We start from the raw sequence: 24369 nt of genomic DNA, 5'->3' as shown, positions 1-24369 counted from the left end.
CTCCCCTACGCTCTACGGCGCGATGTTCTGGTTCAGATGGAACACGTTGCTCGGATCGTACTTGCGCTTGACCTCGGCCAGCCGGTCGTAGTTCTGCCGGTAGTTGTCCCGGATCCGGCCCTGGTCGTCGTCGGCCATGAAGTTGATGTACCCGCCGGCCTCGGAGTGCGGCGCGACGTCGTCGTAGTACGACCGCACCCACTCGATCCCGGCCTCGTTGGTGGCCGGGTCCGGCCACATGCCGGCGATCACGGTCGCGAAGTTCGCGTCCCGGTAGGCGAACGCGGTCGCGTCGGCCGTCACCCGGTGGCAGGCGCCGTTGATCGGGTAGATGTGCACGGTCGAGTTCACCGACGGCAGGCCGGGCGCGTGCCGTACGTGCGCCTGGATCGCCTCGTCGGTCAGCTCGGTGACGAAGTTCGCCTTCCAGTAGTGCTGCAGGCCGGGCGGCACGAGCGCGTCGAAGGCGCTGTTCAGCGCCGGGTACGGCATCGGGCCGACGTGCTCGGCCATCACCGGCGCGAACTCGCGGAACTTCGAGATCTGCGCCTCGCCCTCGTCCAGGTCGCCGGCCCAGCAGCCGACGATCGCCGCGAACGGCTCGCCGTGCCGGTTCTCCGGGATGAACGGCAGCGGCGGCGCGATCTGGAACGCCGGGAACCCGCCGAGCTGCTCGGGTGCGTCCTTGATCAGCTCCCGGAAGCCCGACAGGACGGCGACCGCGTCGGACATCTCGAAGAACATCGGGCCGCCGTAGATCGTCGACACCGGCGCGAGCCGGAACTCGAGCGCGGTCACCACGCCGAAGTTGCCGCCACCGCCGCGCAACGCCCAGAACAGGTCCTCGTTCTCCTTCTCGCTCGCGATCAGGAACTGCCCGTCCGCCGTCACCACGTCGGCCGAGACGAGGTTGTCGCACGACAGCCCGAGGCCCCGGTCGAGGTACCCGATCCCGCCGCCGAGGGTCAGCCCGCCGACGCCGGTGGTCGAGATGATGCCGCCGGTGGTGGCCAGCCCGAAGGCGTGCGTGGCCGCGTTGAAGTCGCCCCACGTCGCGCCGCCGCCGGCCCGCGCGGTCCGGTTCACCGGGTCGACCCGGACGTTCCGCATCCCGCTCAGATCGATGACGAGACCGTCGTCGACCGTGCCGAACCCCGGCACACTGTGCCCGCCGCCGCGGACCGCGAGCTCGAGCTCGTTCGTCCGCGCGTAGTCGATCGCGGCCATCACGTCACCGGCGTTCTCGCACCGGACGATCACCTGTGGCCGCTTGTCGTGCATCGCGTTGTTGACCCGGCGCGCCTGGTCGTACCCCTCGTCGCCGGCCGTGAAGACCTGTCCGCGCGTGCGTTCTCTCAAATCGTCGATCACTGTTCACTCCCCGAACCACTGCCGCCTGTCACAGAGCAGCGCGCGTCCACGGAACACGACGCACACCGCGCAGACCGGTCGTCGCCGTCGAGCGCAGCGCGAGAACCTCACCCCAGAAAGCGTCTGACCCCCGACGGGCGGCCGGCCCTCCCCCAGACTCGCCCGTTCTCCCCGACCCTCCCAAGCAGGACCGGTTTCGTCAATCCCCAGACAGCGTGCTGAGCAGGCGGCCCTGGGCCTGCTCGAGGTGGTAGGCCAGGTGCTCGGCCGCGGCGTCCGGGGCCCCTTCCTCGATCGACGTGAGGATCGCGGCGTGCTCTTCGGCGACCGTAGTCGGCGCGGCCTTGCGGTGCGCCTGGTACTGGCCCATGGTCAGCTGCACCTCGCCGATGATCAGCTCGTGCATCCGGGTCAGGCGGCGGCTGCCGACCGCGGCCACCAGCGCCGTGTGGAACGCGATGTCCGCCTCGACCTGGTTCTCGAACAGCCGGTCGCGCGCGGCGTACTCGATCGCGACCTGGGCCCGGGCGGCCTCGGCCGGCACCTGACCGGTCGCGGCCAGCGTGGAGACCGCCGCCTTCTCGATCGTGATCCGGCTGAAGAACAGGTCCCGGATCTCGGCCTCGTCGAGCACCGGGACGACCGCGGTCTTGTGCGCGGTACGCCGCAACAGGCCGAGCGCCGTCAGCCGCTCGAGGGCCGCCTTCGCGGTCGGCCGGGCGACGTTGTACTCCGTCGCGAGCCGGACCTCGGTGAGTTTCTCGCCCTGCGGGATCTCGCCGTTCACGATCCGTTTGCGGATCGACTCGTAGAGCGCGTCGGTCAGCGAGGACGGCCCGAGCTCGAGACGCGCTTCGGTACGCACAGCACCCCCTCCACAACAAACTGGTCTGGCAAGTGTACTGGCCTAGTAACCGGCGGCCTTGTCCACCACGTTCCGCAACGGCTCGCCGCCGGTGAAGCGGCGGATGTTGTCCGCGACGATCTCCTGGTGCCGCCGGACGGTGCCGTCGCTGGTGGCGCCGTTGTGCGGCGTGACGACGACGTTCGGCAGCGACCAGAACGGGCTGTCCGGCGGCAGCGGCTCCACGCCGTGCGCGTCCAGGCCGGCGCCCGCGATCTGCCCGGTCCGCAACGCCTCCAGCAGCGCCTCGTCGTCGGCGATCCCGCCGCGCGAGATGCAGATGAAGTACGCCGTCGGCCGCATCCGCGCGAACGCGTCCCGCCCGAAAACCCCGAGTGTCGAGGGCGTCCGCGGCGCCGTCACCACGACGAAGTCCGACTCCGCGAGCAACCGGTCGAGATCGCACAGCTCGTCGACGTTCGGCGACGGCTGCCCAGGACGCCGCCGTACGCCGAGAACTCGCATGTGGAACGCTTTCGCCTTCGCGGCGAGGTCGAGGCCGGAGTTGCCGAGACCGTAGATGCCCACGGTCCGGCCGGCCAGCTCGCCGTGGCGGTAATGGTCCCAGCGGCGCTCGGCCTGCGCGCGCATCCACCGCGGTACGTCGCGGCTGAGCATCAGCATCAAGAGGATCGAGTGCTCGGCGAGCGAGATCCCGCCGTTGCCGGCGCTCGAGGTGAGGACGACCGGCGACGCGAGCATCTCCGGCGTGAGGTCGGCGTCGACCCCGGCCGAGGGACTGTGCACCCAGCGCAGCCGCGGCGCCCTGACCAGCACGTCAGGCGGCACGCGACCGATCACCGCCTCCATCTCCCCGAACACGTCCGACGCGTCGGCCAGCGTGTCGACGAAGCGCACCGGCACCTCCCCGGCCGCCTCGACGTACGCCGGCGATTCCTTGCCCACTACAACGATCATCACTTCAGTCCCGTCGTCGCGATACCGCGGATCAGGTACTTCTGGGCCACGGCGAAGAAGATCAGGATAGGAATCAGCGACAGCAACGACATCGCGAACAGCATCCCCACCCCGCTCTGGGTCTCGGAGTCGACCATCGAGTTCAGCGCCACCGGCACCGTGAACACGCGGGTCCTGGTCAGGTAGATCAGCGGTACGAAGAAGTCGTTCCAGGTCCAGATGAAGGTGAAGATCGTGGTCGTCACCAGCGCCGGCCGCATCAGCGGCAGCACGACGTACCAGAAGGTCAGGAACGGGCCCGCGCCGTCGATCCAGGCCGCCCGGTCGAGCTCGCGCGGCAGCGTCCGGATGAACTGGACCATCAGGAAGACGAAGAACGCGTCGGTGGCCAGGAACTTCGGGATCAGCAACGGCCAGTACGTGTTCACCAGACCGAGCTGCGAGAAGAAGATGTACTGCGGGATCACGAGCACGTGGAACGGCAGCATCACCGAGGCGAGCGTGATCGCGAAGTACGTCCTCCGCATCCGGAACTGCAACCGGGCCAGCGCGTACGCCGTCAGCGAGCAGGAGAACAGGTTGCCGGCGATCGAGGCGAGCGTCACCACCAGCGAGTTCACGAAGAACGCCGAGAACGGCCGGTTCAGCGCGTGCCAGCCCTCCTTGAAGTTCTCGAACGTCAGGTCCTTGGGGATCAGGCCCGGCTCGGTCAGGATCTGCTCGGGCGGTTTGAACGCGCTCACCACCATCCACACCAGCGGATAGATCATGACCGCGACGAACACCAGCAGACCCGCATGCTTGAGACGTGTCATCAGCTGTCCCTTAGTTGTCGCCGTAGAAGACCCAGTACTTCGAGACCAGGAAATGCAGCGCCGTCACCACGGCGATCGCGACCATCAGCACCCAGGCGAGCGCGGACGCGTAGCCCATGTCGAAGGCGACGAACCCCTGCTGGTACACGTACAGCGTGTAGAACAGCGTCGAGTTCGCCGGACCGCCGGTGCCGCCGCTGACGATGTGCGCCTGGGTGAAGGTCTGGAACGCGCCGATCGTCTGCAGGATCAGGTTGAAGAAGATGATCGGCGTGAGCAGCGGCACCGTCACATGCCGAAACTGCTTGATCACCCCCGCGCCGTCGACGCGGGCCGCCTCGTACAGCTCGTCCGGGATCTGCCGCAGACCGGCCAGGAAGATCACCATCGGCGACCCGAAGGTCCACACGTTCAGCACGATCAGCGTCGCCAGCGCGGTCCGCGGGTTCTGCAACCAGCTCTCGCCGTGGATCCCGACCAGCGCGAGGCCTTTGTTGATCAGGCCGTCGTCACCGAAGATCTCCCGCCACAGGATCGCGATCGCCACACTCGATCCGAGCAGCGACGGCAGGTAGAACGCGCTGCGGTAGAACGCGAGTCCCTTCAGGCCGCGGTCGAGGATCAGCGCGAGCAGCAAGGCGAAGGCCAGCTGCAGCGGCACCGACACCAGGACGTAGATCAGGGTCACCCGGACCGACGCCCAGAACTGGTCGTCGTGGATCATCCGCTGGAAGTTCTCCAGCCCGGTCCACTCCGGCGCGTTCAGGATGTCGTAGTTCGTGAACGCCAGGTACAGCGACGCCAGCAACGGCACTGCGGTGACGAGCAGGAACCCCAACTGCCAGGGGATCAGGAAGACGTGCGCCGCCCGCCCCTGGCGGTTGAGGTGGAACCGCGAGCGGGACGTCATGCGGCCCGCTTGATCCCGGCGCCGATCTCGTCGACCAGTTTCTTCGCGCCGGCCGGCACCGCGGTCTTGCCGAGCGCGATCTCCTCGCAGATCCGGGCCATCGTGGTCCGCCAGGTGCTCGACCCGGGCGGCGCCTCGTACCGCGGTTTCCGCTCGGCCGCGCGTTCCTTCGCGACGATCGCGAGCATCTCCTTCTCGTCCGGGCTCGCGAAGGCGGCGGCCTGCTCGGCGACCTTCGGGTTCGTCGGCGCGCCCATGGTCAGCCGGACTGTTTTGAGCATGTCTGCGCTGTTCACGTTGTAGTCAAGGACCTTGCCGGCCGCCTCGAGGTTGCCGTCGTCGATCCGCTGGTAGATCGCCATCCGCGGGAAGTACAGGTACTTGTGCCCGGCCGGCGCGCCCGCCGCGATCGGCGCCGCCCGCAGCCGGAACTTCTCCTGCGGGAACATCTTCGCGTCGTCGATGATGTGGTTGGAGTTGCCGAAGTTCACCAGGACCTTCTTCCCCACCTGAGCCCAGTCCGGGCCCATCCCCTCCTGCTCGCTCAGCGACAACGCACCACCGGCCTTGCGGAGCTTCTCCCACCAGTCGAGCCAGCTCCCCAGGCCGTCCACCGTGAACCCGACCTGACCGTCCTGCGTCCACAGCTGCTCACCGCGCTGCCGCAACCACGCCTCGAAGGTGAGGTCGTGGTCGGGCGCGTACGGCGTACCCTTGCGCTTCCCGGGATTGTTCTTGCTGTAGGCAACGAGGAGCTCTGCCAGACTGTCCCAGGTCCAGCCCGGCCCCTCGGCCGGAACGGTCACGCCGTCGGCCTTGGCAACGGTCTCGTTGTAGCGGATCACCGGGGTGAAGATGCCGAACGGCAGCGTGTTCAGCTGCCCGTCGAGCTTGAAGGTCTCGAGATCTTCCTTGCTGTAGTCGTCCCATTTCAGCGTGGGGATGTCGTCGAGCTTCCGGTACAGCTTGCTCTTGTGGTACGTCAGCACCTGCGGCGACGCGATCCAGAAGATGTCCGGTACGTCGCGGGCCGCGATCTGCGTCGTCATCCGTTCCTGGAAGGCGGTGTAGTCGGCGAACTCCGGCTCGATCGTGATCGACGGGTTCGCCGTACTGAACTGCTTCAGGGCCTTGGTGTAGTTCTGCTGGCGGATGCTGTTGCCCCACCATGCGTACCGCAGTGTGACCTCGTCGCCGCCGCCGGACGATCCGCCGCCGCTCCCGCCGCAGCCGGCGACCGTTGTGATCGCTGTCGCCGCGAGCCCCGTGCCCAGTGACACCTTGAGAAATCCTCGCCGATCCATCTCGTTCTCCTCACACACAGACGAGTACGTCGAACAACTCGATCTCCGGCACCTGCACCCACCCGTCGTCGACCGGCAGGCGTTCCTGCGCCACCAGCGCGCGCACCTCGCGGACACCGTCCGGCACCCGCAACCGCGCCGGCCCGATCCGGACGGGTGGAGCGAATCGCTGGTCGGCATCCCCCGATCTGTTCAGCAGATGGACGACGTACCCAGCCGCCGACCGCCCCACCACGATCTCCACCTGCTCCGGCAGGTCCGTCTCCACCGCTCCGCCCACCTGATCCGCGAACAGATCGCGGTGAACGCTCAACCCCACCTCCCGGTAGGCCCGCCCGATGGTCCACGGGAACAGCACCACGTTGCCCTGCTTCACCATCCCGGGATGGTCGAGCGGCACATGCCCGTGGCACTTCTCCGGCGGACCGTACGGCGCTCTCGACAGCGCCCGCACCGCGACCTCCGCGTCAGGTGGCGCCTCGAAGACGTCGAAGGTCCCGAACACCGGGACGCCGCCCTCGAGGTGCAGCGAGCGAACCTCCGCTTCGGTCTCGTACCGGGCCAGCTGTCTGATCGGAAGCACGCTTGAGGTGCCGGTGGCGACAACTCGGCCGGCGTAAGCACCTAGGTCCACTGGTCCGACATCCGGCAGCACGACCGTTCGATAACGGCTGAGGTCTGCCTCGCCGAGCCGCTCTTCCGGCAGCACGTCGAACGGCACATGGCGCTGCAGGAGCGACAGGTAGAGACCTTCGAACTCGGCCCGCGAGTGCACTGGTCTGACCAGGAGCGTCTGCGCGGCGGGTACCAGCTCCCGATAGACATCGACATGATCGCGATGGAACCGCGTCAGCTGCCCAGCAACCTCCAGGCAGGTGTACGGCGTGGTGGCCGGCGTCCCCATGATGTACGTCGACGGGTTGGCGCCGCGCGCGATCGCCTGCACCAGGTACTGCGCGAAGTGGTGCGGATCCTCGCTGGCCATGCGGTACGGCATGTCCACGAAACCCACCGAATTGGTCAGCACCGGGACCGTGGGACGGAAGGTCTTCGCGGCACTCACGCTCTCGCTGGTCCGGTGGTGCCACAGCCGCCGGCCGACCGCGTTGTTCGCCTCGTGGAACACGATGTCCGCCTGATCGCCGAGGACCAGCGGCGCCTCCGGACGTCGCGCCGCCAGGTGATCCCGGATCCGCCCGGTGAGATCGGCCAGCACGTCCTTCGAGAACCGTAGCCAGTCCGCATACCCCGGCGCGTCACGGTCGTCCGGCAGCGCACCGTCGTACCGCTCCTGGCACGCCACGCAGTGGCACACCCCGTGGTAGACGCGGCTGTAGTCGACCTCGTTGAACGACATCCAGTTGCAGAAGAAGCCGTCCAGCGGATAGCGATCGAGCACCTCGTCCAGGACCTCGAACAGCTTCACCTGGTAGTAGTCGCCGCTCGGGCACACGCTCGTCAGCCCGTTGTAGACCTGCCGCGCCCCGCTCGGTCCGACGAAGCACCAGTCCGGATGCGCCTCCGCTCGCCGGTGGTCGATCTTGGAGAAGTCCATCCGGCCCATCACCCGGATCCCGCGCCGCGCCGCCGCCTTGACCGCGTCGCCGACCAGGTCACCGGACGGCCGCTCCGCCAGGTACGGGTTGCGGGTCTGGAACTCCAGATCGGTCGGGTAGTTCGACAGGATCCCGCCGACGCTCAGCAACCAGGTGTCGGCGCCGAACTCCTCGAGGTAGTCCAGCACCGACTCGACGTCGAGCCCGGCGTCGATCTCGCGCAGGTTGGTCTGGAACATCCGGAACGGGTCTTGCCACCAGAGCCTCATCAGCCCCTCCGCAGGGTCTTGTAGAGCGCGGAGTGGTCCAGCTCGCCGTCCCCGTCGGCGATGGCGGCGTTCATCAACTGCTGCGTCGCGGCCGTGTTCGGCAGCGGCAGATCCAGTTCGGCCGCGGCCTGAACGGCGAGCCCGAGGTCCTTGCGGTGCAGCCGCAGACGGAACCCCGGCTCGAACGTCTCGCCGACCATCCGCTCGCCGTGCACCTCGAGAATGCGTGAGCTCGCGAACCCACCCATCAGCGCCTGCCGTACGACGGCCGGATCCGCGCCGGCCCGTTCCGCGAACAGCAGTGCCTCGGCCACCGCTTCGATGGTCAGCCCAACGATGATCTGGTTCGCGACCTTCGCGGTCTGACCGGCGCCGGCGCCACCGATCAGCGTGATGTTCTTCCCGAGGACGCCGAAGATCGGCCGCGCCCGCTCGAAGACATCCGGCCGGCCGCCGACCATGATCGTCAACGTCCCGTCCCGGGCGCCGACCTCGCCGCCGGACACCGGAGCGTCCAGGTAGTCGCAGCCCAGTTTCTCGATCAGCTGGGCGAAGCCGATGGTGGCGGTCGGCGAGATCGAGCTCATGTCGATCACCAACGACCCCGCCCGCAACCCTTCGGCGGCTCCGCCCGGGGCGAACAACGCCACCTCGACATCAGGCGTGTCCGGCACCATCAGGATCACGACCTCGGACCGCTCGGCCACCTCCTTGGCCGACGTACACACGTGCGCCGCGAGGTCGGTCCGGCCGCGGTACACGGACAGTTCGTGGCCGGCGGCAACCAGGTTGTCCGCCATCGGACGGCCCATCACCCCGAGCCCGATGAACCCGATCCTCATGCCTGGCTCCAATCGACGTGCACGACCTCGAGCAGCCCGGCGGTCGGAATCACGACCTCGACGCGCCCGTCCACCACCTCCGGCTCCAGATCCACCCCGGCCACCAGCAGCCGGACTTTCGGTACGGCGCCTTGTACAGCAACTGATATCGTCTGCGGCGGCAGTGGGAGCGTCTCGCGGATCGCCCCGCGCATCGCCATCGGATTCGTGAGGTTGACCAGCGCGACAGCGACTTCGCTCTCGCCCCGATGGACCGCGACGTCCACCAGCCCCGGGCCCTCGACCGTCACCTCGGGAGTCTTGCCGAGCGCCCAGGAGACCGCGTTCGCGATCAGCCGGCCGTGGTCGGACTGCAACGCCTCCCAGAAGATCGCGCCGAGGTCGAACGGGAAGTAGACCGTCCGGCCGCCCTGGGCGTTCTCGGTGCAGACCACCGCGGGCTTGTCCGGAGCGTCTCGCTGGTAGACCTCTTCCATCGGCAGGTCCGGGAAGTCCGGAACGAACCGGAACGGCGTGACCACGTCCGACGCGACCCCGATGATGTGGGTACCGCCAATGATCCGGGTCGTACCCTCGAAGCCGGCGTTCAACGGATGCGCGTCCGTCAGCGCGATGTAGTTGTTCTGGACCGCCCGGCTCGCCTCGGTGAGGCGGACGCCGAGCACGTCCCCCAGCCCGAAGTCGGTCCGCCTTGTCCCGTTCTCGTCGTACAGCGAGCTCTGGTACGCCGCCACGAGCGACCCGCCGCCGTCGACGTACGAGCGCAGGATCGCGCACTGGTCGTCGCTGAGCTGCTCCGCGTTCGCGAGGACGACGACCTTGAAACCGCTCAGCCGCTCGACCGTCATCGCCTGGTCGGAGACGAACTCGAACGGTACGCGTGCCTCGACGAGCGCGTGGTAGAAGCCGTCCTCGTGGTCGTTGTCGCCGGCCCGCAACTGGCCGGTCCGAGTCGGGTCGAGCACCGCGACCTCGGCGGTGATCCGCAGATCCTTGAGCACCGGTTCGACCGAGGCATGCAGGTTGAACGCCTCGACGACCGGCCGCACCCACCGCTGATCCGGCACGCTCGCGTTGAACTTCGTGAACCACGGCAGCGCACCGTGCGCGAACCCGTCGACGATCCAGGTCTTGGTCTCCTCCGGTGGCGCGACCGAGTCCTTCCAGCGGTACTTGTGCTCGGGCCCGACGGACGTGATCAGCCGGACCGGACGATCCGGGAACACGCCTCGATTGCGCTTCCCGTTCCGGCCGGCCGCCCAGGGCGCCTCGATGCCGTGCCGGCCTTGTTTGTCGATGATGAACAGCGGCGCGACCGGCTCGGCCAGATCACGTGCCAGGTCACGCGCCGCCAGCGCGCCCATGTTCGGCACGAAGCGGGCGTGCGGGCGGAGGTCCCGGACCGCCTGGTCCCAGATGCCGACCAGCTGCCCGAGTCGCCGGCGCCGCCACGCGACGTACTCCGGCCAGCCTTCACCGTGCTCCTCGGCCGGCAGTTCCAGACCGGTCTCGTCCCGGAACGACCGCTGGGCGTCCTCGCTGTACGAGATCCCGTAGTACCCCTCCCACCGATTGGCGAAGACCGCGTCCACGCCGTACTCGCGGACGATCTCGCGAATCACCTCGGTGACGAACTCCCGGTGGTACGGCGTGAACGCGCACGTCAGCCAGATACCCGGGTACGCCCAGTGCTCGATCGGGTTGCCGTCCCGGTCGCGGGCCAGCCATTCGGGGTGCGCCGCGGCGGCGTCGGCGTGGATCGCGTGCGGGTCGACCCGCGCCATCACACTCATGCCGAGACCGCGGGCGCCGTCGACGAGCGTCCCGAACGGGTCGGTGTCGCCGAGGAACTTGCTCCGGTAGTGGTACTCGAGCTGCGTCGGGTAGTAGGCGACGTACCCGCCCGCGCTGATGCAGGTCGCGTTGGCCTTGCTGTCACGCATCAGCCGCAGCCAGAAGTCGGCGTCGAAGTGCGCGGGATCGTCCTCGGCCAAGGTGATCTGGGCCCAGCGGGTCGCCGCCAACGGCCAGTCCGGATCGGAGTCGGCTACTCGGTTCTCGTGCTCGGTGTGCATCGCACCTCCGGCGTCGTCGGGATCCTCAAATTGTTAGACAAGAATGCACGACTAGCAAGAGCTGGTGTTAGTCTTCGGCGATGGAGTACCGCGGCTACGAGCTGAGTGCGAACGTCTCGATGCTGTTCACCGAGCTGCCGTATCCGGAGCGGTTCGCCGCGGCCGCGCGGGCGGGGTTCCGGGTCGTGGAGTCCTGGTGGCCGTTCGCCGTCCCCGATCCGTCGACGGCCGAGGTCGACGACTTCGTACGCACCGTGTCGGCGGCCGGCGTTTCGCTCGGCGCGTTGAACTTCTACGGCGGCGACATCCCGGCCGGCGAGCGCGGCGTCGCCTCGCACCCCGATCGGCAGGAGCAACTGACCGCCAATGTGCGAGCGCTGGTCGGGATCGCCGAGCGGACCGGTTGCCGGCTGTTCAACCTGCTCTACGGACAACTCGACGACCGTTGGACGCCGGAGGAACAGGCCGCTGTCGCGTCAACCGCGATCCGCTCAGCCGCTTCGGCCATCGCCGCCGTCGGCGGCACTGTGCTGCTCGAACCACTGACCAAAGGTTTGAACGGCCGCTACCCCCTGCTCACCGCGGACGACGTCCTGCGGCTCCTCAACGGCCCACTGCGAGACGTGGAGAACCTCTCGCTGCTGTTCGACACGTTCCACCTCGGCAGCAACGGAGTCGATCTGATCGCCACGGCGTCGACGGTTCCGGTCGCGCACGTCCAACTCGCCGACAGCCCGGGCCGCGGCGAGCCGGGCTCCGGTGCGCTCCCGATCGACGCGACCCTCGACGCGTTGACGGCGGCCGGATACCAGGGCGTCGTGGCCTGCGAGTACAAGCCGACGACGGACACCCTCGAGAGTTTGGCCTGGATTTCCTGAACCGATGTCAAAGCCGGGCGACCGGCACCGACCAGGAGGCACAAGCAGCCGTCACCTGGAGGACATCATGCGGAAGATCATGTACTACGTGCACCAGTCGCTGGACGGGTTCATCGAGGGACCGAACGGCGAGTTCGACTGGCCGGTGCTCGGGCCCGAACTGGGCGCGTACTCGATGGGGCTGACCGACCGCGCCGACCTGTTCCTGTACGGGCGGACGGTCTGGGACATGATGTCGTCGTACTGGCCGAACGCCGAGGCGATGAACCCCGACCAGCACGCGGTCGAGTTCGCGCCGGTCTGGCGCCGTACGCCGAAGGTCGTGCTCTCGACGACGCTGCAGAGCGCGGACTGGAACACCCGGATCATCCGCGCCGCCGAGGAGCTCGCGGCGATCAAGAACGAGCCGGGCAAGGACATTCTGCTCACCGGCAGCTCGTCCGTCGCGGCGGCGCTGACCGAGCTCGGGCTGCTCGACGAGTACCACGTGATCGTGCACCCGGTGGTGCTCGGCGGCGGCAAGCCGGTCCACCAGCCGACCGGGCGACGTACGCTCCGGCTGGCGGAGACCCGGACCTTCGACAACCGGACCGTGCTCCTTCGTCACGACCTCGTCTGATCGGTGGCCGCGGCGGCGAGTGCGTCCGCGACGGCGGCGACCGCGGGAGTTCGGGTACGGCGGGTCAGCAGGAACACGGCCCGCCCGACGTCCCCTTCGGCCGGCAGCCGTACGGCGACGCCCGGAGCGCCGGCGCCGATGACCAGGTCCGGGAGCAGTGCGCCCGCGCCCGTCGTACGGACAAGCTCGAGCAGGATGAGGAAGTCGTCGGAGCTGTAGCGGATATCGGGCTCGAACCCGCCGAGCTCGCGGCAGACGCGGACATGCATCTCGCGATGCCCTGTCCCTGGCTGGCACGCCGCCCACGGCAACTCGGCGAGCTGCTCGATCGGGACGCGCTCGGCAGCAGCCAGCGGATGGTCCTCGGGGAGAATGACGCGGATCTGTTCGCGGAGCAGGTGCTCACGATGCAGATCGGCGTGTACGGCGCGCGGCTGGCCGTCGTACTCGTCGCCGACCATGACGTCCAACTGCTGCAACCGGAGCGCGGGCGCCGCCTGCTCGACCTCGAGTTCGGCGGCCTCGACGCGGATATCGGGATGCGTCGCCGCGAGACTGCGGATCGCCGGAGCGACGACGCGGATGAACGCGGACTGGAACGATGCAATCCGGACCACTCCCGCAACCCGGCCCGCCGCGACCGCGGCCAGCTCTGCCTCGGCTGCTTCGACGCCGTCGAGCAACGTCGTCGCGTGCCGCACCAGCACGTCGCCCGCGGCAGTCAGTCGCACGTTGCGCCCGACCCGCTCGAGCAAGCGGGTCCCGGTCTCGCGCTCCAGAACGGCCAGCTGCTGCGAGATCGCGCTGGGCGAGTAGCCGAGCGCGCGGGCCGCGCCGTGCACGGTGCCGCGACCGTGGACCTCGCGCAGCAACCGCAGTCGGTGCAGATCCATCATCCGTTCAGCTTAGCTTCACAATGCTGTCCGTGAAGCCGTGATGGACGTGAACAGTCAGTTCCCCTGACCATCGATGACGTGGGACGTCTCTTCTGCCTTCTTTCCGCCGCCACCTTCGGGGTCATGGCCGTCTTCGGCAAGCTCGCGTACGACGCGGGCGTGTCGGTGGACGCCCTGCTCCTGGTCCGCTTCGGCCTGGCCGGCGCGCTACTGCTCACCCTCGCGCTCGCCCGCGGAGCACTCCGCAACCTGCCCCGCCGCGCCGTCCTCACCGGACTCGGCATGGGTGTGTTCGGGTACGCCGCCCAATCCGGCCTGTACTTCTCCGCGCTGGCCCGCATCGACGCATCACTGGTCGCGCTGCTGCTCTACCTGTATCCGGTCCTCGTGATGGTCGGGGCGATCGCCCTGCGCCGCGAGCGTGCGTCACGCCGGCGGATCGGGGCCCTCGCGGTCGCCCTGATCGGGATCGGGTTGGTGCTCAGCGGAGCGATGACCGGGCGGTTCGACGTACTCGGCATCCTGCTGGCGATGGGTGCACCAGTCGTCTACACCTGCTACATCCTGGTCGGTGACTCGCTGACCGGCGAGGTCCAGCCGCTCGCGCTGACGGCGTTGGTGTGCACGGGGGCGTTCGGCACCTTCCTGGTGCTCGGATTCTTCCGTGGGATCGACCTGACGTTCGAGCCGATCGGTTGGCTTTGGCTGGCCGCGGTCGCGCTGATCAGTACTGTCGCGGCCATCCTGTTCTTCTTCGCCGGGATGGCGCGGGTCGGTCCGTCGGTCGCCTCGATCCTGTCGATCTTCGAGCCGGTGGTCACGGTCGCAGCTGCCGCGCTCGTGTTCGGCGAGCAGTTGACCGCTGTGCAGTGGCTCGGTGGAGCGCTCGTGCTGTCGTCGGTCGTGATCGTGCAGTGGCGGCAATCGTTGCCGGAACTTTCGCCGACTTCTCCGAAGGCGACGGCAGACTTGGCGGTATGAGCCGGCGGATGGCGTGGGCGGGAGTCGTCGCGTTGATGACGACGGCCGCGATCGCCTGCACCGACGACGGCGCGGCACCCTCCGCGCCGGCATCGAGCGCGATGTCCCCCACGTCGTCCGCTGCTCCTCCCACCACCGCCCGTCCCACTACCGCTCCGCCCTCCGCTGTGTCGCCGGTCGTACATCCGGTGTCGTTGCAGGCGTTGACGGCGAAGAAGTACAACGGCGGCGACCTTCGACTCGGCCGGGTGCTCGCCCGCAACCCGGCGTACACCCGCTATCACGTCACCTACCGCAGCGGGACGCTAACGATCTCAGGGATCCTCAACGTCCCGTCGACGCCAGGACCGCATCCGGCGCTCGTCCTGAACCACGGCTACATCGACCCGGCCGTCTATACGAACGGTCGCGGACTCATGCGCGAGCAGGACTACCTCGCCCGCCGCGGGTACGTCGTCCTGCACACCGACTACCGCAACCACGCGCAGTCCTCGAAAGACCCGAACTCCGAGGTCAACCTGCGACTCGGGTACACCGAGGACATCGTCAACGCGGTCCTCGCACTCCGCACCTCGCAGTACGTCGACCCGGCGCGGATCGCGCTGCTCGGCCGCTCGATGGGCGGCGGAATCACCTACAACGTGCTCGTGACGAAGCCTGGGCTCGTGAAGGCCGCCGTCGTGTTCGCGCCGGTCAGCTCGGCCGCGGCCGACAACTTCAACCGCTGGACGCGACCGGATCGGCCGATCGCCGCCCAGATCCTGCGCACGTACGGCGAACCGGCGGCGAACCCGTCGTTCTGGCGGAACGTGTCCGCGGTCAACTTCTTCGGCCGCGTCACGGAGCCGGTGCTGATCCACCACGGCGAGTCGGACTCGACCTGCCCGATCGCGTGGTCCCGCGAGACCCTCGCCGCACTCAAGGCGGCCGGGAAGGACGCGACCCTGTTCACTTATCCCGGCGAGGAGCACGCGTTCGGCCCGGCGTGGCCGACGTCGATGGCGCGGACAGTCGGATTCCTCAAGCAGCACGGGGTTTGAGGATCACGCAGGCTTGCAGGTGGGCACGTCCGCGAGGGTCGCGGTGGCCCGCGCTGCGGCGTTGAGGTTTCGCGTCGCGCCGGTCCAGGCGGCGACCCAGAGCTCCTGTGCGTGCTCAGCTCCGAACTCCCCCGCCGCGTGGGCGGCCATCGCCTGCAAATGGGTTGCCCAATCCCGGGCGGCGGCGCGGTAGGTCGCACCCACGGCGTCGAGGGTGGCGAGCCGTTGCTTGCACACCGCGGCCGCCTTGCCCGGTAGACCGGCACAGCCGCCGTTGACCTTCGTGCGCTCGGCAACCGCCGAATTCACCGCGACACCATCCGCGGGACCGAGCAGCCGGGTGCGCTTCCAGATTGCCTTTGTCTGTTCCTCGGAATTCTTACCGGCCAGCAAATCCGTTCGTGCCTGTACGTGTTCACGCCAATGCTCAGCGGCATTACCCGCCGCGGCCACGACAGCTTCGGCCGCCTTGATTTCCTGGACACAGGCCGCCGCGCCGGGATTCACCACGTTGCGCTCGGTCGCAGGCGGCGTACTGAGCGTCGGGGTGGTCTGATGTGCCGAATGCGTAGCCAGCTGGGCGGCTGGCTCCCCCGACCCGGACCCCGATCCTGCCTGCGCGATCGCCACCCACGCCACGGCGGTCAGCGCGGCGACGGTCCCGACGGCCAGCCACACCGCGCGATGTTCCTGAGGTATTGCCCGTTTCGCTCGCGCCATAATCCCCATCCCCCAATCCGAGAATGCTGCCACGGGGCTGGGAGAAACGCGACCAATTCACGGTACGCAACGGTAGTCCTGCATTCCGTGTGGCTATTGTTCAGGGGCCCGCCTTCAGGGCAGTGGCTGCCATTCGTCGTTCGGCATCCGGAGGATCGCCCACCCCACCGCGGCGAAACCGGCCGCCTGCAGTCCCCAGCCGACCAGGTCCAGCGGGTGACTGCTGATGATCACCGAGATCAGGTGCAGCGGCTGCGAGATCGCGACCGCCACCGCGGCCCATCGGCCGCCGACCCCGGAACGCCACATCGCGATTCCGAGCAGGATGGTGCCGAGGACGTGACCGACCACGAACACCGTCGCCGCCACATCCACCGAGCCGTGCGTGACGTCGGCGATCCTCGTGATCGTCGCCTGATCGACACCCGCCGTACCCGCCGACCAGGTGAACACGTCGCTGGACGCCAGCCAGGGCAGGGACAAGTAGCCCGGGACCATCAGGAACACAGCGATTCCGGTCAGCCACGGCGCGCCCCGGCGAGCGAGCCGGCCGACGAAGTACACGCCCGGCACCAGCGTGACCAGCGCGATGTACGACAGCCAGAGGATCGTCGAACTGCGATCAAGGTTGCCGACGATCTTGCCGGTGATCGTCGAGACGTCGTCCGCGGTGTCGTACGGCAGCAGGAACCGGAGCAGCGCCACCGCGGCAGGCCCGATCGGCAGGATCAGCGCGGCGGCCCACCGCCACACCGGGCGGACATCGGCGCGCGTCGTACGGCTGATCGTCTGCGTCATCGCGCACCTACCAACTCGCGCTTCGGCAGCAGTACGGCGATCACGCCGACGACCGTCGCAGCGACTCCGAACCCGGCCGCGGCGACCGCGGCAGCCGGTACGTCGGACGCGAAGAACGCCGGTACGGCGAGCAGCGCCGACGCCAGCCGCAGCGTGATCAGCGGCGCCAGCGCCCACCGCCGCCCGCGCCAGGCGAGCCCGACCAGCACCAGGCTGATCAGCCCGGCCACCGCGGCTCCGATCGCCACACTCATCGGCGGGTGATCCCCGTCGGTGAGAAGCGGCGTCGCGATGTCCAGCAGTGCTAGCAGTCCGAGCAGTGCTAGGCCGAATCTGTACATCTCCCTACCCCCTTGTTTCGGTGTTGGCCACCACCGTCGCCCGGGCGCCGTACCGTCCGCCTGGGCGTCCGATCCCGCGCGGGCAGGCGATTCCCCGACCGATCCGGGATCGTGTTCCCGAGACGCCGGGAACCTTCCGGGCGCACACTGCCGGTATGAGAACCTCCGTGAACCGCCGCGGCCTGGCCGGCGCGCTGGCCGGTCTGGTGGTCGCCGAGGTGACTTTCGCCGTCGTCTACGCCCTGTCCGCGGGCTGGGGCTGGACCGAACTGGTCGACGGCTTCGTCGTGACGAACGGCCTGATGGGCCTCACCTTCGGTCTGTGCGGCGCGGTGATCGCCTGGCACCGGCCGGCCAACCCGATCGGCTGGCTGTTCCTCGCGGACGGAATCGGGCACGCCACGACGCCGTTCGCCGACGCCCTCGCGAACCTGGTGCACAGCGAACTCGCCCAGCAGATCCTCGTCACCGTCTCGCTGGCGGCTTGGCCGTGGTCGATCGGCCTGTTCCTGCCGCTCGCGCTGCTGCTGTTCCCCGACGGCCGATTGTTGTCCCCGCGCTGGCGCTGGGCCGCGATCGGGATCATCGCGACCTCGCCGCTCTTCGTGCTGGAGATGTCCGGCAGCGGCGAGTCGGTCTCCCCCGCACTGCCGCGCGGCCTGTTGACCCTGCGCGACTTCGACGCCCTGCAACCACTGTGGACAGCGACCGAGGTGCGCAACCTGGTCGCGATCCTGGTGGCTCTGGTCTGCCTCGCCATCCGTTACCGCCGCGCCGACGAAACGGGCCGCCGGCAACTGCTCTGGCTGCTGCTGGCCTCGGTGATCGCGGTGCTCTTCATCACGCCCTGGGCATTTGTCGCCGGCACGCCGATCCTTGTCCTGCTGGCGATTCCGCTGATCCCGATCGCGGTCGCGGTCGCGATCGTCCGCTACCAGCTGCTCGATATCCGGCTGGTCGTCTCGCGTGCGTTGACGTGGGCACTGCTGTCGCTGGTTGCCATCGGCAGCTATGCGGCGCTGGTCGCGCTACTCGACTCGCTGATCGCGTCCCAGGTCGGACGATCGGCCGCGGTCACCGTGTTCGTGGCACTGATCATCGCGCCGGTCCTGCCCCGCCTTCAGCAGCTGGTCGACCGAGCCCTCTACGGCGACCGCCACGACCCGGCCCGCGTCGCATCCCGCGTCGGCGAACAGCTGTCCGCTGGCCTCCCTGGCGTAGTAGCAGCGATCCGTTCGGCCCTCCGCCTGCCGTACGCCGCACTAGTCGTCGACGACCGAGTCATCGCGGACGGCTCCGTCGCGAGTTCCGTCGTACAGCTTGAGCTGTCGTACGGCGGTGAGGTGGTGGGGACGCTGGTGGTTGGCCTGCGGTCGGGTGAGTCGGGGTTGTCTTCGGCTGATCGGAGTGTGCTCGGGCTGGTCGCCGTACCGCTGGCGGTGGCTGTGCATGCGACGCGGTTGTCGGCGGAGTTGCAGTCGTCGCGGGAGAAGCTCGTGTCCGCGCGGGAGGAAGAACGGCGCCGGCTGCGGCGGGATCTGCACGACGGCCTGGGGCCGACGCTCACAGGAGTCGCGTTCTCCGCGGACGCGGCGGCCAACCTCATCACGACCGACACGTCGCGAGCCGTTGAGCTCCTCGCGCGTCTGCGCGCCGACACCCGCTCCGCGATCGCCGACGTACGACGCCTCGTGGACGACCTACGTCCTCCGGCCCTGGACGAACTCGGCCTGCTCGGCGCCCTGCAACAACGAGCCGACCAGATGTCGATCCGCGCCGACGGCACCGCGATCCGCGTCGTGGTCTCAGCCTCCGGTCTGCCGACGCTGCCGGCCGCGCTGGAGGTCGCGGCGTACCGCATCGCGACCGAGGCCCTCACAAACGTCGTACGGCACGCACGGGCGACATCCGCCGTACTCACCCTGCGATGCGAGAACCAACTGGAGATCAAGATCACCGACGACGGCCCACCAACCGCCCCCTGGCAACCAGGCGTCGGGCTCCAAGCCATGCAAGAACGCGCCGCCGAACTAGGCGGCACCTTCGAAGCCGGCCCCACCCCCACCGGCGGCCAAGTCCAAGCCCACTTCCCCCTCCCCACCCACACCGCTCCCTCCGCCGATCTGTCCTTGGAGGTCAGGTGATCCGGGTAGTGCTGGCCGACGACCACCCAGTGGTTCGAGCCGGGCTGGCAGCCCTCCTCAGTTCGCTGCCCGGGATCGAGGTCGTCGGTGTCGCGGCGACCGGCCGCGAAGCGATTCGCGAGGTCGTCACGACCCGCCCCGACGTCGCCGTACTCGACCTCCAAATGCCCGACCTCGACGGTTTCGCCGCCACCCGCGAACTGACCCGCTCCGCACCGGAAGTCGCCGTCCTGGTCCTCACCATGTTCGAGGACGACGACTCGGTCTTCGCCGCGATGCGCGCCGGCGCCCGCGGCTACCTCGTCAAAGGCGCCGAACAGGAGGAGATCGCCCGCGCCATCCGCGCCGTAGCCGCCGGCGAAGCGATCTTCGGCCCCGGCGTAGCCCGCCGCGTCCTCACGTTCTTCGCCGCCCCACCACCCACCGACCCGTTCCCCGAACTCACCACCCGCGAACGCGAGATCCTGGACCTGCTGGCCGCCGGCCTCTCCAACCCCGCGATCGCCACCCGCCTCGACCTGGCCCCGAAAACCGTCGCCAACAACGTCTCCACCATCTTCACCAAACTGGGCACAGCCGACCGCTCCACCGCCATAATCCAAGCCCGCAACGCCGGTCTCGGGGTACCTAAGGACAGGACGTAGTCGAACGGCCGGCACTCGCGCCCGCCTGAGCTCCCCCGCCCGCGCCCAGTTCCGCCGACTACGTCCTGTCGTTAGGTCCATCAATCGCCTTCAAGTACCGCTCGCCCACGGTCCGAAGGTGGGTGACAAGCGCGGGTGGACCACTGACATGGAAGTCGAGCCCAAGCATCCCGATGTAGACGGCGATCGTCTCGAGGGAGTCAGCGCCCGTGACCAGGACGCTGGTGTTGTCGTCGACCGACTCCACGATCCCGACTGCGGCATGGATCCGCGACAGCACCTCCTGCGCGGGCGCGTACACCGTGATCCGCGCATGCACCTTCCACCCGGTCGACGCGACGTCACGCAGTACGAAATCGGTGTACGCCTCATCGGTCATCGGCCGCGGCTGATACCGCCGGCCTGTTGCCATCCGCAACGACATCCAGTCGACCCGGTACGAGTGCCACACCGCCTGCTCGTCCCGCGCCACGAGATGCCAGTACCCGTGCCAGCTCACCAACCGGTACGGCTCGACAAGGATCGGCAGGTCCCGCCCCACCCCCGACCCGGCCTTGTACATCGAGTCGCCCTCCGGTACGACGTACTCGAAACGCAGATAGTGCTCGTCCCGGATGCAGGCCGCGATCGTCGACAGTACGGCGGGATCGATCTCGGGAGCGTCGACGTTCGACCGCGTGTTGTCGGGGCCCTTCTCCATCGCCCTGTTGATCGCGTTGACCTGCCGCTGCAGACGGTGCGGGAGGACCTGCTGGAGCTTGGTCAGCGCGCGGACGCTGCTCTCCCCCATACCGACGACGCCCGCGCCGGTCCGCAGTCCGACGGCGACGGCGACCGCTTCCTCGTCGTCGAGCAGCAGCGGCGGGAGCTTCGCGCCGACGCCGAGCTGGTAGTGGCCGGCCGGACCGCGCGTGGCGTCGACCGGGTACCCGAGCTCGCGCAGCCGGTCGATGTCGTTCCGCACCGTCCGCGTCGTCACCTCGAGCCGCTCCGCCAGCTCGGAGCCGGTCCACGCCGGGCGCGTCTGCAGAAGCGCTAGCAGTGCTAGCAAACGCTGCGAAGTCTCGAGCAAAAGAAGTCTCCTAATTAGGAATCTAATGTTCCTATACGGATTCTACGGTAGAGCCATGAACAAGAACGAGAGCATCCGGTCCTTCACCGTCAAGATCGACCAGGCCGACCTGGACGACCTGCAGAACCGCCTCGCGCGGACCCGGCTCCCCGAGGCCGCCCCGGGCGACAACTGGGACCTCGGTACCCCGAACCACTACCTCGCCGAGATGGTCGACCGCTGGCAGAACGAGTTCGACTGGCGGGCGCAGGAGGCCCGGATGAACGAGTTCCCGCACTACCTGACCGAGATCGACGGCCAGACCGTGCACTTCATTCACGTACCGTCCGCGGTCGAGGGCGCCACGCCGCTGCTCCTGCTGCACACCTACCCGGGCTCGTTCGTCGACTTCCTCGACATGATCGGCCCACTGACCGACCCGGTCGCGTACGGCGGATCCGCGGAGGACGCGTTCTCGGTCGTCGTACCGTCGATGCCGGGCTTCGCCTTCAGTACGCCGCTGGTCGACCGGGGCTGGACGATGGCCCGGGTGGCGCGCACCTACGACACGTTGATGCGGCGGCTCGGCTACACGTCGTACGGCGCGCACGGGTCCGACGGCGGCGCGATGATCTCGCGTGAGCTCGGCGTACTGAACCCTGAAGGCTTCCTCGGACTGCACGTCCTGCAGCTGTTCTCGTTCCCGTCGGGCGACCCGTCCGAGTTCGAGAAGTTCACGCCGGCGGACTACGCGGCGCTCGAGCACCTGCAGTGGTTCCAGTCGGTCGGCGGGTACAACGCGATCAACTCGACCCGCCCGCAGACCGTTGCCGTCGGCATCTCCGACTCGCCGGTCGGGCAGCTCGCCTGGAACGAGCTCTTCAACAACTTCGGCAACGGCACCAGCCTGGTCACCCAGGACCAGATCCTCACCGAGGTCTCGCTGTACTGGTTCACGAACACCTCCGCCGCGGCCGGCCGCTACCACTACGAGGAAGCGAACTCCGGCGCCGAACCGCAGCTCAACCACGCCCCGACCGGCGTCGCTGTCTTCGCCGACGACTTCAAGACCATCCGCCCGCTCGCCGACCGCGACAACACCAACATCGTGCACTGGTCCACCTTCGACAAGGGCGGCCACTTCGCCTCCCTCGAACGCCCCGAAGAAGTCACCGCGGACCTCCGCACGTTCTTCCGCAACCTCTGATCCAACCGAAAGGCCGGGCCCACGGGCCCGGCCTTTCAGCCGTTCGTGTCGATGATCCCGATCTGCTTGGGTCCGGAGCTGTCGAGCACGTCGATCCCAGGCTCGAAGAACCGACTCAGATAGATCCGCTGCCCGTCCGGGCTGACCGCAATCCGCGACGGCAACCCCAGGTTCTCGATCAGAGAGCCGACGACCTTGCCTTTCCCGACGTCGATCACCCAGACAGCATCTTTGTTGTCAGACCGCCCGAACACATAGAGGTGCTTGCCATCGTTGCTGACGGCACCCGCTGTGACCTCCGCCGGTATCGTCACCTCAGTCGGCTTCGTCAGTCCGACCTTCGTGTTGATGACTTCGTACGTCGCACGCCCGACGACAAAGAGCGCTCCATCGGGTCCTGGGACGAGGTCACGTGGCTCGTCACCGACGTCGATCGGACTCCGGGCCGCCCGCCGGGTCTGCGCATCGATGACCGCAACGTTGTCGCTGTCCTTGGACAAAACATAGAGTCGGCCCCGGTCGTCGATCGCGACGTCCGTCGGGGTGGAGCCCGCGGCGAGTGGACCGCCGACCGTCGACAGAGTCTCCGTGTCGATCTCGGTGATCGTCGCCGCCGTCTGACTCAGCACGAACAGCCGGTGCATCGCAGTGCTCAACGCGAACTTCGTCGGCCCCGGCGCGACGGCGATCGGCTGACCGACCACAGTCCAGTTGGCGGCATCGATCACCGAGACCGAGTTCGAATTGGCGTTGGCGACGTACAGCCGGGATCCGTCGGGCGCGACGATCAGGTTGCTCGGGAACTCGCCGACCTCGAGCGGATCGCCGACGCGTTCCCGTGTCGTCGTACTGAACCTCATCACCCGGCCGTTCGCGACGTCGGTCGCGTACAGGAACCGGTCGTCCGGGCTGATCGCGAGCCCGACCGCCGACGGGGGCCGTGGAGCAGACGGTACGGCGATGATCCCGACGACACCGACTACTGCCGGCGCCACGAGGACGGCCGCGATGATCCGGCGCCGGAGTGGTTTCCCGGTCTTCTTTGTCCGCACCGCGGCGACGCCGAGCGCCAGCCAGACTGTAAGTAGAGCGATGATGGCGAGTTGCTGCAGGTCGGTTTTGCTCTGGAACCGCAGGAAACCGAACAGAACCACGAATCCGCTCACGACCCAACCGATCAAGAACACCCGGCTGAACTGGATCAACGGTCCCGCGATCGCCATCACAGCGGTCAGGAGATAGAGGACAACCACGGAGAGCGGAAGCATGGTGATATGGCGGTCGGAGTCGAGCGAGAAGACCCTGGCGTGACGGTCGGCGTACAGGAGGATCACGAGCACCAGGAGCGCCGCCGCCGCGCCGAGCCCTATGAGCAGTGGGTTTCTTGAGAGCGGCGTACGGCGGACTCGCAGCAGACCGAGGACGCCGGCGGCCAGCCACGCCACGGACGCGATCAAGTAGAAGGTCGCCGGCCATGGTTGCAGGTCTGACCGGAGTTCGCGCGTGATCCAACCGGTCGCCATCGCGGTGGAGAGGAGCGCCGGCCCGGCCAGGCCGACGGCGAAGGAGGTCGCGTTGGCGCGCAGCCTGATCACCGCCGGCACGACGGCAACCGCTAGCACTGCTACGACAATCATTTCCCAGATGCGCGGTGTCGCGAGGACCGCGCACACGACTTGCGCGGCGGCGGCAATCACGGCCAGACCGAGAAGCGGCCAGTCCTGATCCGGCAGGTGGAACCGGCCGCGCCACCGCCTCGCCGTCGCTCGCGCCGCTCCGCTGAACGTCGGTCCGCTCGTCCGTCTAGGCGTCGGCGTGGTCAGTGTGGTGCTCGTCTGCGGGCGGACAGGTGGTGGCGGGTTGTCGAGGTACGCCTGCGCGGCGGCCGCGACGCTCCGGCTGTCGTCGTCACGGAGTAGCTCGAGCTGCTCGCGCGCCGTACGGCGTACCAACTCGTTGTTTGCCTGCAGCAACTGCCCTAGCGGCGCTAGTGTCCTGCTTCTGAAATTCGCAACATAAGTCTAGGGTGGGTTGTATGCCTAGGACTGGGCGGCCGAAGGCCGAGTTGGTGTTGAGTGTTGATGAG

At 68.3% G+C, this 24369-nt stretch carries 22 protein-coding genes; 7 read left to right on the top strand and 15 right to left on the bottom strand.

All coding sequences use genetic code 11. From position 1 onward, the window contains the following. Positions 1-12 precede the first annotated feature (12 nt). From E0H50_RS38040 to E0H50_RS38000, 9 genes are all read right to left on the bottom strand, one after another. A complete protein-coding gene (locus E0H50_RS38040; protein ID WP_238151628.1) occupies positions 13-1371 on the bottom strand; it encodes an FAD-binding oxidoreductase in 1359 nt (452 codons plus the stop codon). Between the two features lie 199 nt (positions 1372-1570). Further along, positions 1571-2236: a GntR family transcriptional regulator gene (locus E0H50_RS38035; protein ID WP_131296003.1), complete on the bottom strand. Its 666-nt coding sequence runs from the start codon at positions 2234-2236 to the stop codon at positions 1571-1573. 42 nt (positions 2237-2278) lie between these two features. Next, on the bottom strand, positions 2279-3193 hold the full coding sequence (locus E0H50_RS38030) for a D-2-hydroxyacid dehydrogenase (RefSeq protein ID WP_131296002.1): 915 nt from the start codon (positions 3191-3193) through the stop codon (positions 2279-2281). Continuing rightward, positions 3193-4008, bottom strand: a complete 816-nt coding sequence (locus tag E0H50_RS38025; RefSeq protein WP_131296001.1) for a carbohydrate ABC transporter permease — start codon at positions 4006-4008, stop codon at positions 3193-3195. Before E0H50_RS38025 ends, E0H50_RS38030 begins: the two co-directional genes overlap by 1 nt. Before the next feature lie 10 nt (positions 4009-4018). Further along, positions 4019-4918 carry a carbohydrate ABC transporter permease gene (locus E0H50_RS38020; RefSeq protein WP_238151627.1) on the bottom strand — a complete coding sequence of 300 codons (900 nt, stop codon included), beginning with the start codon at positions 4916-4918 and terminating at the stop codon, positions 4019-4021. Beyond that, complete coding sequence (locus E0H50_RS38015; protein WP_131296000.1) at positions 4915-6222, bottom strand: ABC transporter substrate-binding protein; 1308 nt, start codon at positions 6220-6222, stop codon at positions 4915-4917. The genes E0H50_RS38020 and E0H50_RS38015 overlap by 4 nt, the downstream gene beginning before the upstream one ends. A 10-nt stretch (positions 6223-6232) precedes the next feature. After that, positions 6233-8047 (bottom strand): alpha-amylase family protein, encoded by a 1815-nt coding sequence (locus E0H50_RS38010; RefSeq protein ID WP_165547437.1) that lies wholly within the window; start codon positions 8045-8047, stop codon positions 6233-6235. Continuing rightward, on the bottom strand, positions 8047-8889 hold the full coding sequence (locus E0H50_RS38005) for a 2-hydroxy-3-oxopropionate reductase (RefSeq protein ID WP_131295998.1): 843 nt from the start codon (positions 8887-8889) through the stop codon (positions 8047-8049). Before E0H50_RS38005 ends, E0H50_RS38010 begins: the two co-directional genes overlap by 1 nt. Beyond that, positions 8886-10964 (bottom strand): alpha-amylase family protein, encoded by a 2079-nt coding sequence (locus tag E0H50_RS38000; protein ID WP_131295997.1) that lies wholly within the window; start codon positions 10962-10964, stop codon positions 8886-8888. The genes E0H50_RS38005 and E0H50_RS38000 overlap by 4 nt, the downstream gene beginning before the upstream one ends. Before the next feature lie 80 nt (positions 10965-11044). On the opposite strand from E0H50_RS38000, the gene E0H50_RS37995 reads away from it, so the two are divergent. Next, positions 11045-11842, top strand: coding sequence for a TIM barrel protein (locus E0H50_RS37995; RefSeq protein ID WP_131295996.1), 798 nt, complete (start codon positions 11045-11047; stop codon positions 11840-11842). A gap of 67 nt (positions 11843-11909) precedes the next feature. Continuing rightward, a complete protein-coding gene (locus E0H50_RS37990) occupies positions 11910-12461 on the top strand; it encodes a dihydrofolate reductase family protein (RefSeq protein WP_131295995.1) in 552 nt (183 codons plus the stop codon). Here the strand turns inward: E0H50_RS37990 and E0H50_RS37985 are convergent. Further along, entirely contained in the window at positions 12446-13357 is a 912-nt protein-coding gene (locus E0H50_RS37985) for a LysR family transcriptional regulator (protein WP_131295994.1), read from the bottom strand. The two genes, E0H50_RS37990 and E0H50_RS37985, sit on opposite strands and share 16 nt — an antisense overlap. A gap of 78 nt (positions 13358-13435) precedes the next feature. Between E0H50_RS37985 and E0H50_RS37980 the strand changes: the two genes are divergently transcribed. Together E0H50_RS37980 and E0H50_RS37975 are read left to right on the top strand one after the other, a co-directional pair. Then, complete coding sequence (locus E0H50_RS37980) at positions 13436-14338, top strand: DMT family transporter (RefSeq protein ID WP_131295993.1); 903 nt, start codon at positions 13436-13438, stop codon at positions 14336-14338. Continuing rightward, complete coding sequence (locus tag E0H50_RS37975; RefSeq protein WP_238151626.1) at positions 14335-15378, top strand: alpha/beta hydrolase family protein; 1044 nt, start codon at positions 14335-14337, stop codon at positions 15376-15378. The genes E0H50_RS37980 and E0H50_RS37975 overlap by 4 nt, the downstream gene beginning before the upstream one ends. 3 nt (positions 15379-15381) lie before the next feature. Here E0H50_RS37975 and E0H50_RS37970 read toward each other — a convergent pair whose 3' ends face one another. The 3 genes from E0H50_RS37970 to E0H50_RS37960 all read right to left on the bottom strand — a co-directional run bounded on the left by E0H50_RS37970 (position 15382) and on the right by E0H50_RS37960 (position 17237). Next, entirely contained in the window at positions 15382-16056 is a 675-nt protein-coding gene (locus E0H50_RS37970) for a hypothetical protein (protein WP_131295992.1), read from the bottom strand. Positions 16057-16212: 156 nt separating this feature from the next. Next, positions 16213-16896 carry a hypothetical protein gene (locus tag E0H50_RS37965; RefSeq protein WP_131295991.1) on the bottom strand — a complete coding sequence of 228 codons (684 nt, stop codon included), beginning with the start codon at positions 16894-16896 and terminating at the stop codon, positions 16213-16215. Beyond that, on the bottom strand, positions 16893-17237 hold the full coding sequence (locus E0H50_RS37960; RefSeq protein ID WP_131295990.1) for a hypothetical protein: 345 nt from the start codon (positions 17235-17237) through the stop codon (positions 16893-16895). Before E0H50_RS37960 ends, E0H50_RS37965 begins: the two co-directional genes overlap by 4 nt. 155 nt (positions 17238-17392) lie before the next feature. On the opposite strand from E0H50_RS37960, the gene E0H50_RS37955 reads away from it, so the two are divergent. Both E0H50_RS37955 and E0H50_RS37950 read left to right on the top strand, forming a co-directional pair. Next, a complete protein-coding gene (locus E0H50_RS37955) occupies positions 17393-19381 on the top strand; it encodes a sensor histidine kinase (protein ID WP_131295989.1) in 1989 nt (662 codons plus the stop codon). Next, complete coding sequence (locus E0H50_RS37950; protein ID WP_238151625.1) at positions 19378-20025, top strand: response regulator transcription factor; 648 nt, start codon at positions 19378-19380, stop codon at positions 20023-20025. The genes E0H50_RS37955 and E0H50_RS37950 overlap by 4 nt, the downstream gene beginning before the upstream one ends. Before the next feature lie 58 nt (positions 20026-20083). On the opposite strand, the gene E0H50_RS37945 is transcribed toward E0H50_RS37950, so the two are convergent. Next, complete coding sequence (locus E0H50_RS37945; RefSeq protein ID WP_131295988.1) at positions 20084-21097, bottom strand: helix-turn-helix transcriptional regulator; 1014 nt, start codon at positions 21095-21097, stop codon at positions 20084-20086. A gap of 55 nt (positions 21098-21152) precedes the next feature. Between E0H50_RS37945 and E0H50_RS37940 the strand changes: the two genes are divergently transcribed. Further along, positions 21153-22283 carry an epoxide hydrolase family protein gene (locus E0H50_RS37940; RefSeq protein ID WP_131295987.1) on the top strand — a complete coding sequence of 377 codons (1131 nt, stop codon included), beginning with the start codon at positions 21153-21155 and terminating at the stop codon, positions 22281-22283. A 35-nt stretch (positions 22284-22318) separates the two neighbouring features. Here the strand turns inward: E0H50_RS37940 and E0H50_RS37935 are convergent, their stop codons facing one another. Further along, positions 22319-24256 carry a YncE family protein gene (locus tag E0H50_RS37935; protein WP_131295986.1) on the bottom strand — a complete coding sequence of 646 codons (1938 nt, stop codon included), beginning with the start codon at positions 24254-24256 and terminating at the stop codon, positions 22319-22321. Positions 24257-24369: the final 113 nt, after the last annotated feature.

It is taken from the genome of Kribbella sindirgiensis (assembly GCF_004331435.1).
Taxonomy (GTDB): domain Bacteria; phylum Actinomycetota; class Actinomycetes; order Propionibacteriales; family Kribbellaceae; genus Kribbella; species Kribbella sindirgiensis.
Note: the sequence above shows the minus strand (reverse complement) of the source record. Positions and strands in the feature narration are given on the sequence as shown.

What these genes read in the sequence shown, in the direction of transcription:
- E0H50_RS38030 (WP_131296002.1), bottom strand. Translation starts at nt 3,193, where the DNA reads ATGATCGTTGTAGTGGGCAAGGAATCGCCGGCGTACGTCGAGGCGGCC.
- E0H50_RS38025 (WP_131296001.1), bottom strand. Translation starts at nt 4,008, where the DNA reads ATGACACGTCTCAAGCATGCGGGTCTGCTGGTGTTCGTCGCGGTCATG.
- E0H50_RS38020 (WP_238151627.1), bottom strand. Translation starts at nt 4,918, where the DNA reads ATGACGTCCCGCTCGCGGTTCCACCTCAACCGCCAGGGGCGGGCGGCG.
- E0H50_RS38015 (WP_131296000.1), bottom strand. Translation starts at nt 6,222, where the DNA reads ATGGATCGGCGAGGATTTCTCAAGGTGTCACTGGGCACGGGGCTCGCG.
- E0H50_RS38010 (WP_165547437.1), bottom strand. Translation starts at nt 8,047, where the DNA reads ATGAGGCTCTGGTGGCAAGACCCGTTCCGGATGTTCCAGACCAACCTG.
- E0H50_RS38005 (WP_131295998.1), bottom strand. Translation starts at nt 8,889, where the DNA reads ATGAGGATCGGGTTCATCGGGCTCGGGGTGATGGGCCGTCCGATGGCG.
- E0H50_RS38000 (WP_131295997.1), bottom strand. Translation starts at nt 10,964, where the DNA reads ATGCACACCGAGCACGAGAACCGAGTAGCCGACTCCGATCCGGACTGG.
- E0H50_RS37995 (WP_131295996.1), top strand. Translation starts at nt 11,045, where the DNA reads ATGGAGTACCGCGGCTACGAGCTGAGTGCGAACGTCTCGATGCTGTTC.
- E0H50_RS37990 (WP_131295995.1), top strand. Translation starts at nt 11,910, where the DNA reads ATGCGGAAGATCATGTACTACGTGCACCAGTCGCTGGACGGGTTCATC.
- E0H50_RS37985 (WP_131295994.1), bottom strand. Translation starts at nt 13,357, where the DNA reads ATGATGGATCTGCACCGACTGCGGTTGCTGCGCGAGGTCCACGGTCGC.
- E0H50_RS37975 (WP_238151626.1), top strand. Translation starts at nt 14,335, where the DNA reads ATGAGCCGGCGGATGGCGTGGGCGGGAGTCGTCGCGTTGATGACGACG.
- E0H50_RS37965 (WP_131295991.1), bottom strand. Translation starts at nt 16,896, where the DNA reads ATGACGCAGACGATCAGCCGTACGACGCGCGCCGATGTCCGCCCGGTG.
- E0H50_RS37960 (WP_131295990.1), bottom strand. Translation starts at nt 17,237, where the DNA reads ATGTACAGATTCGGCCTAGCACTGCTCGGACTGCTAGCACTGCTGGAC.
- E0H50_RS37955 (WP_131295989.1), top strand. Translation starts at nt 17,393, where the DNA reads ATGAGAACCTCCGTGAACCGCCGCGGCCTGGCCGGCGCGCTGGCCGGT.
- E0H50_RS37940 (WP_131295987.1), top strand. Translation starts at nt 21,153, where the DNA reads ATGAACAAGAACGAGAGCATCCGGTCCTTCACCGTCAAGATCGACCAG.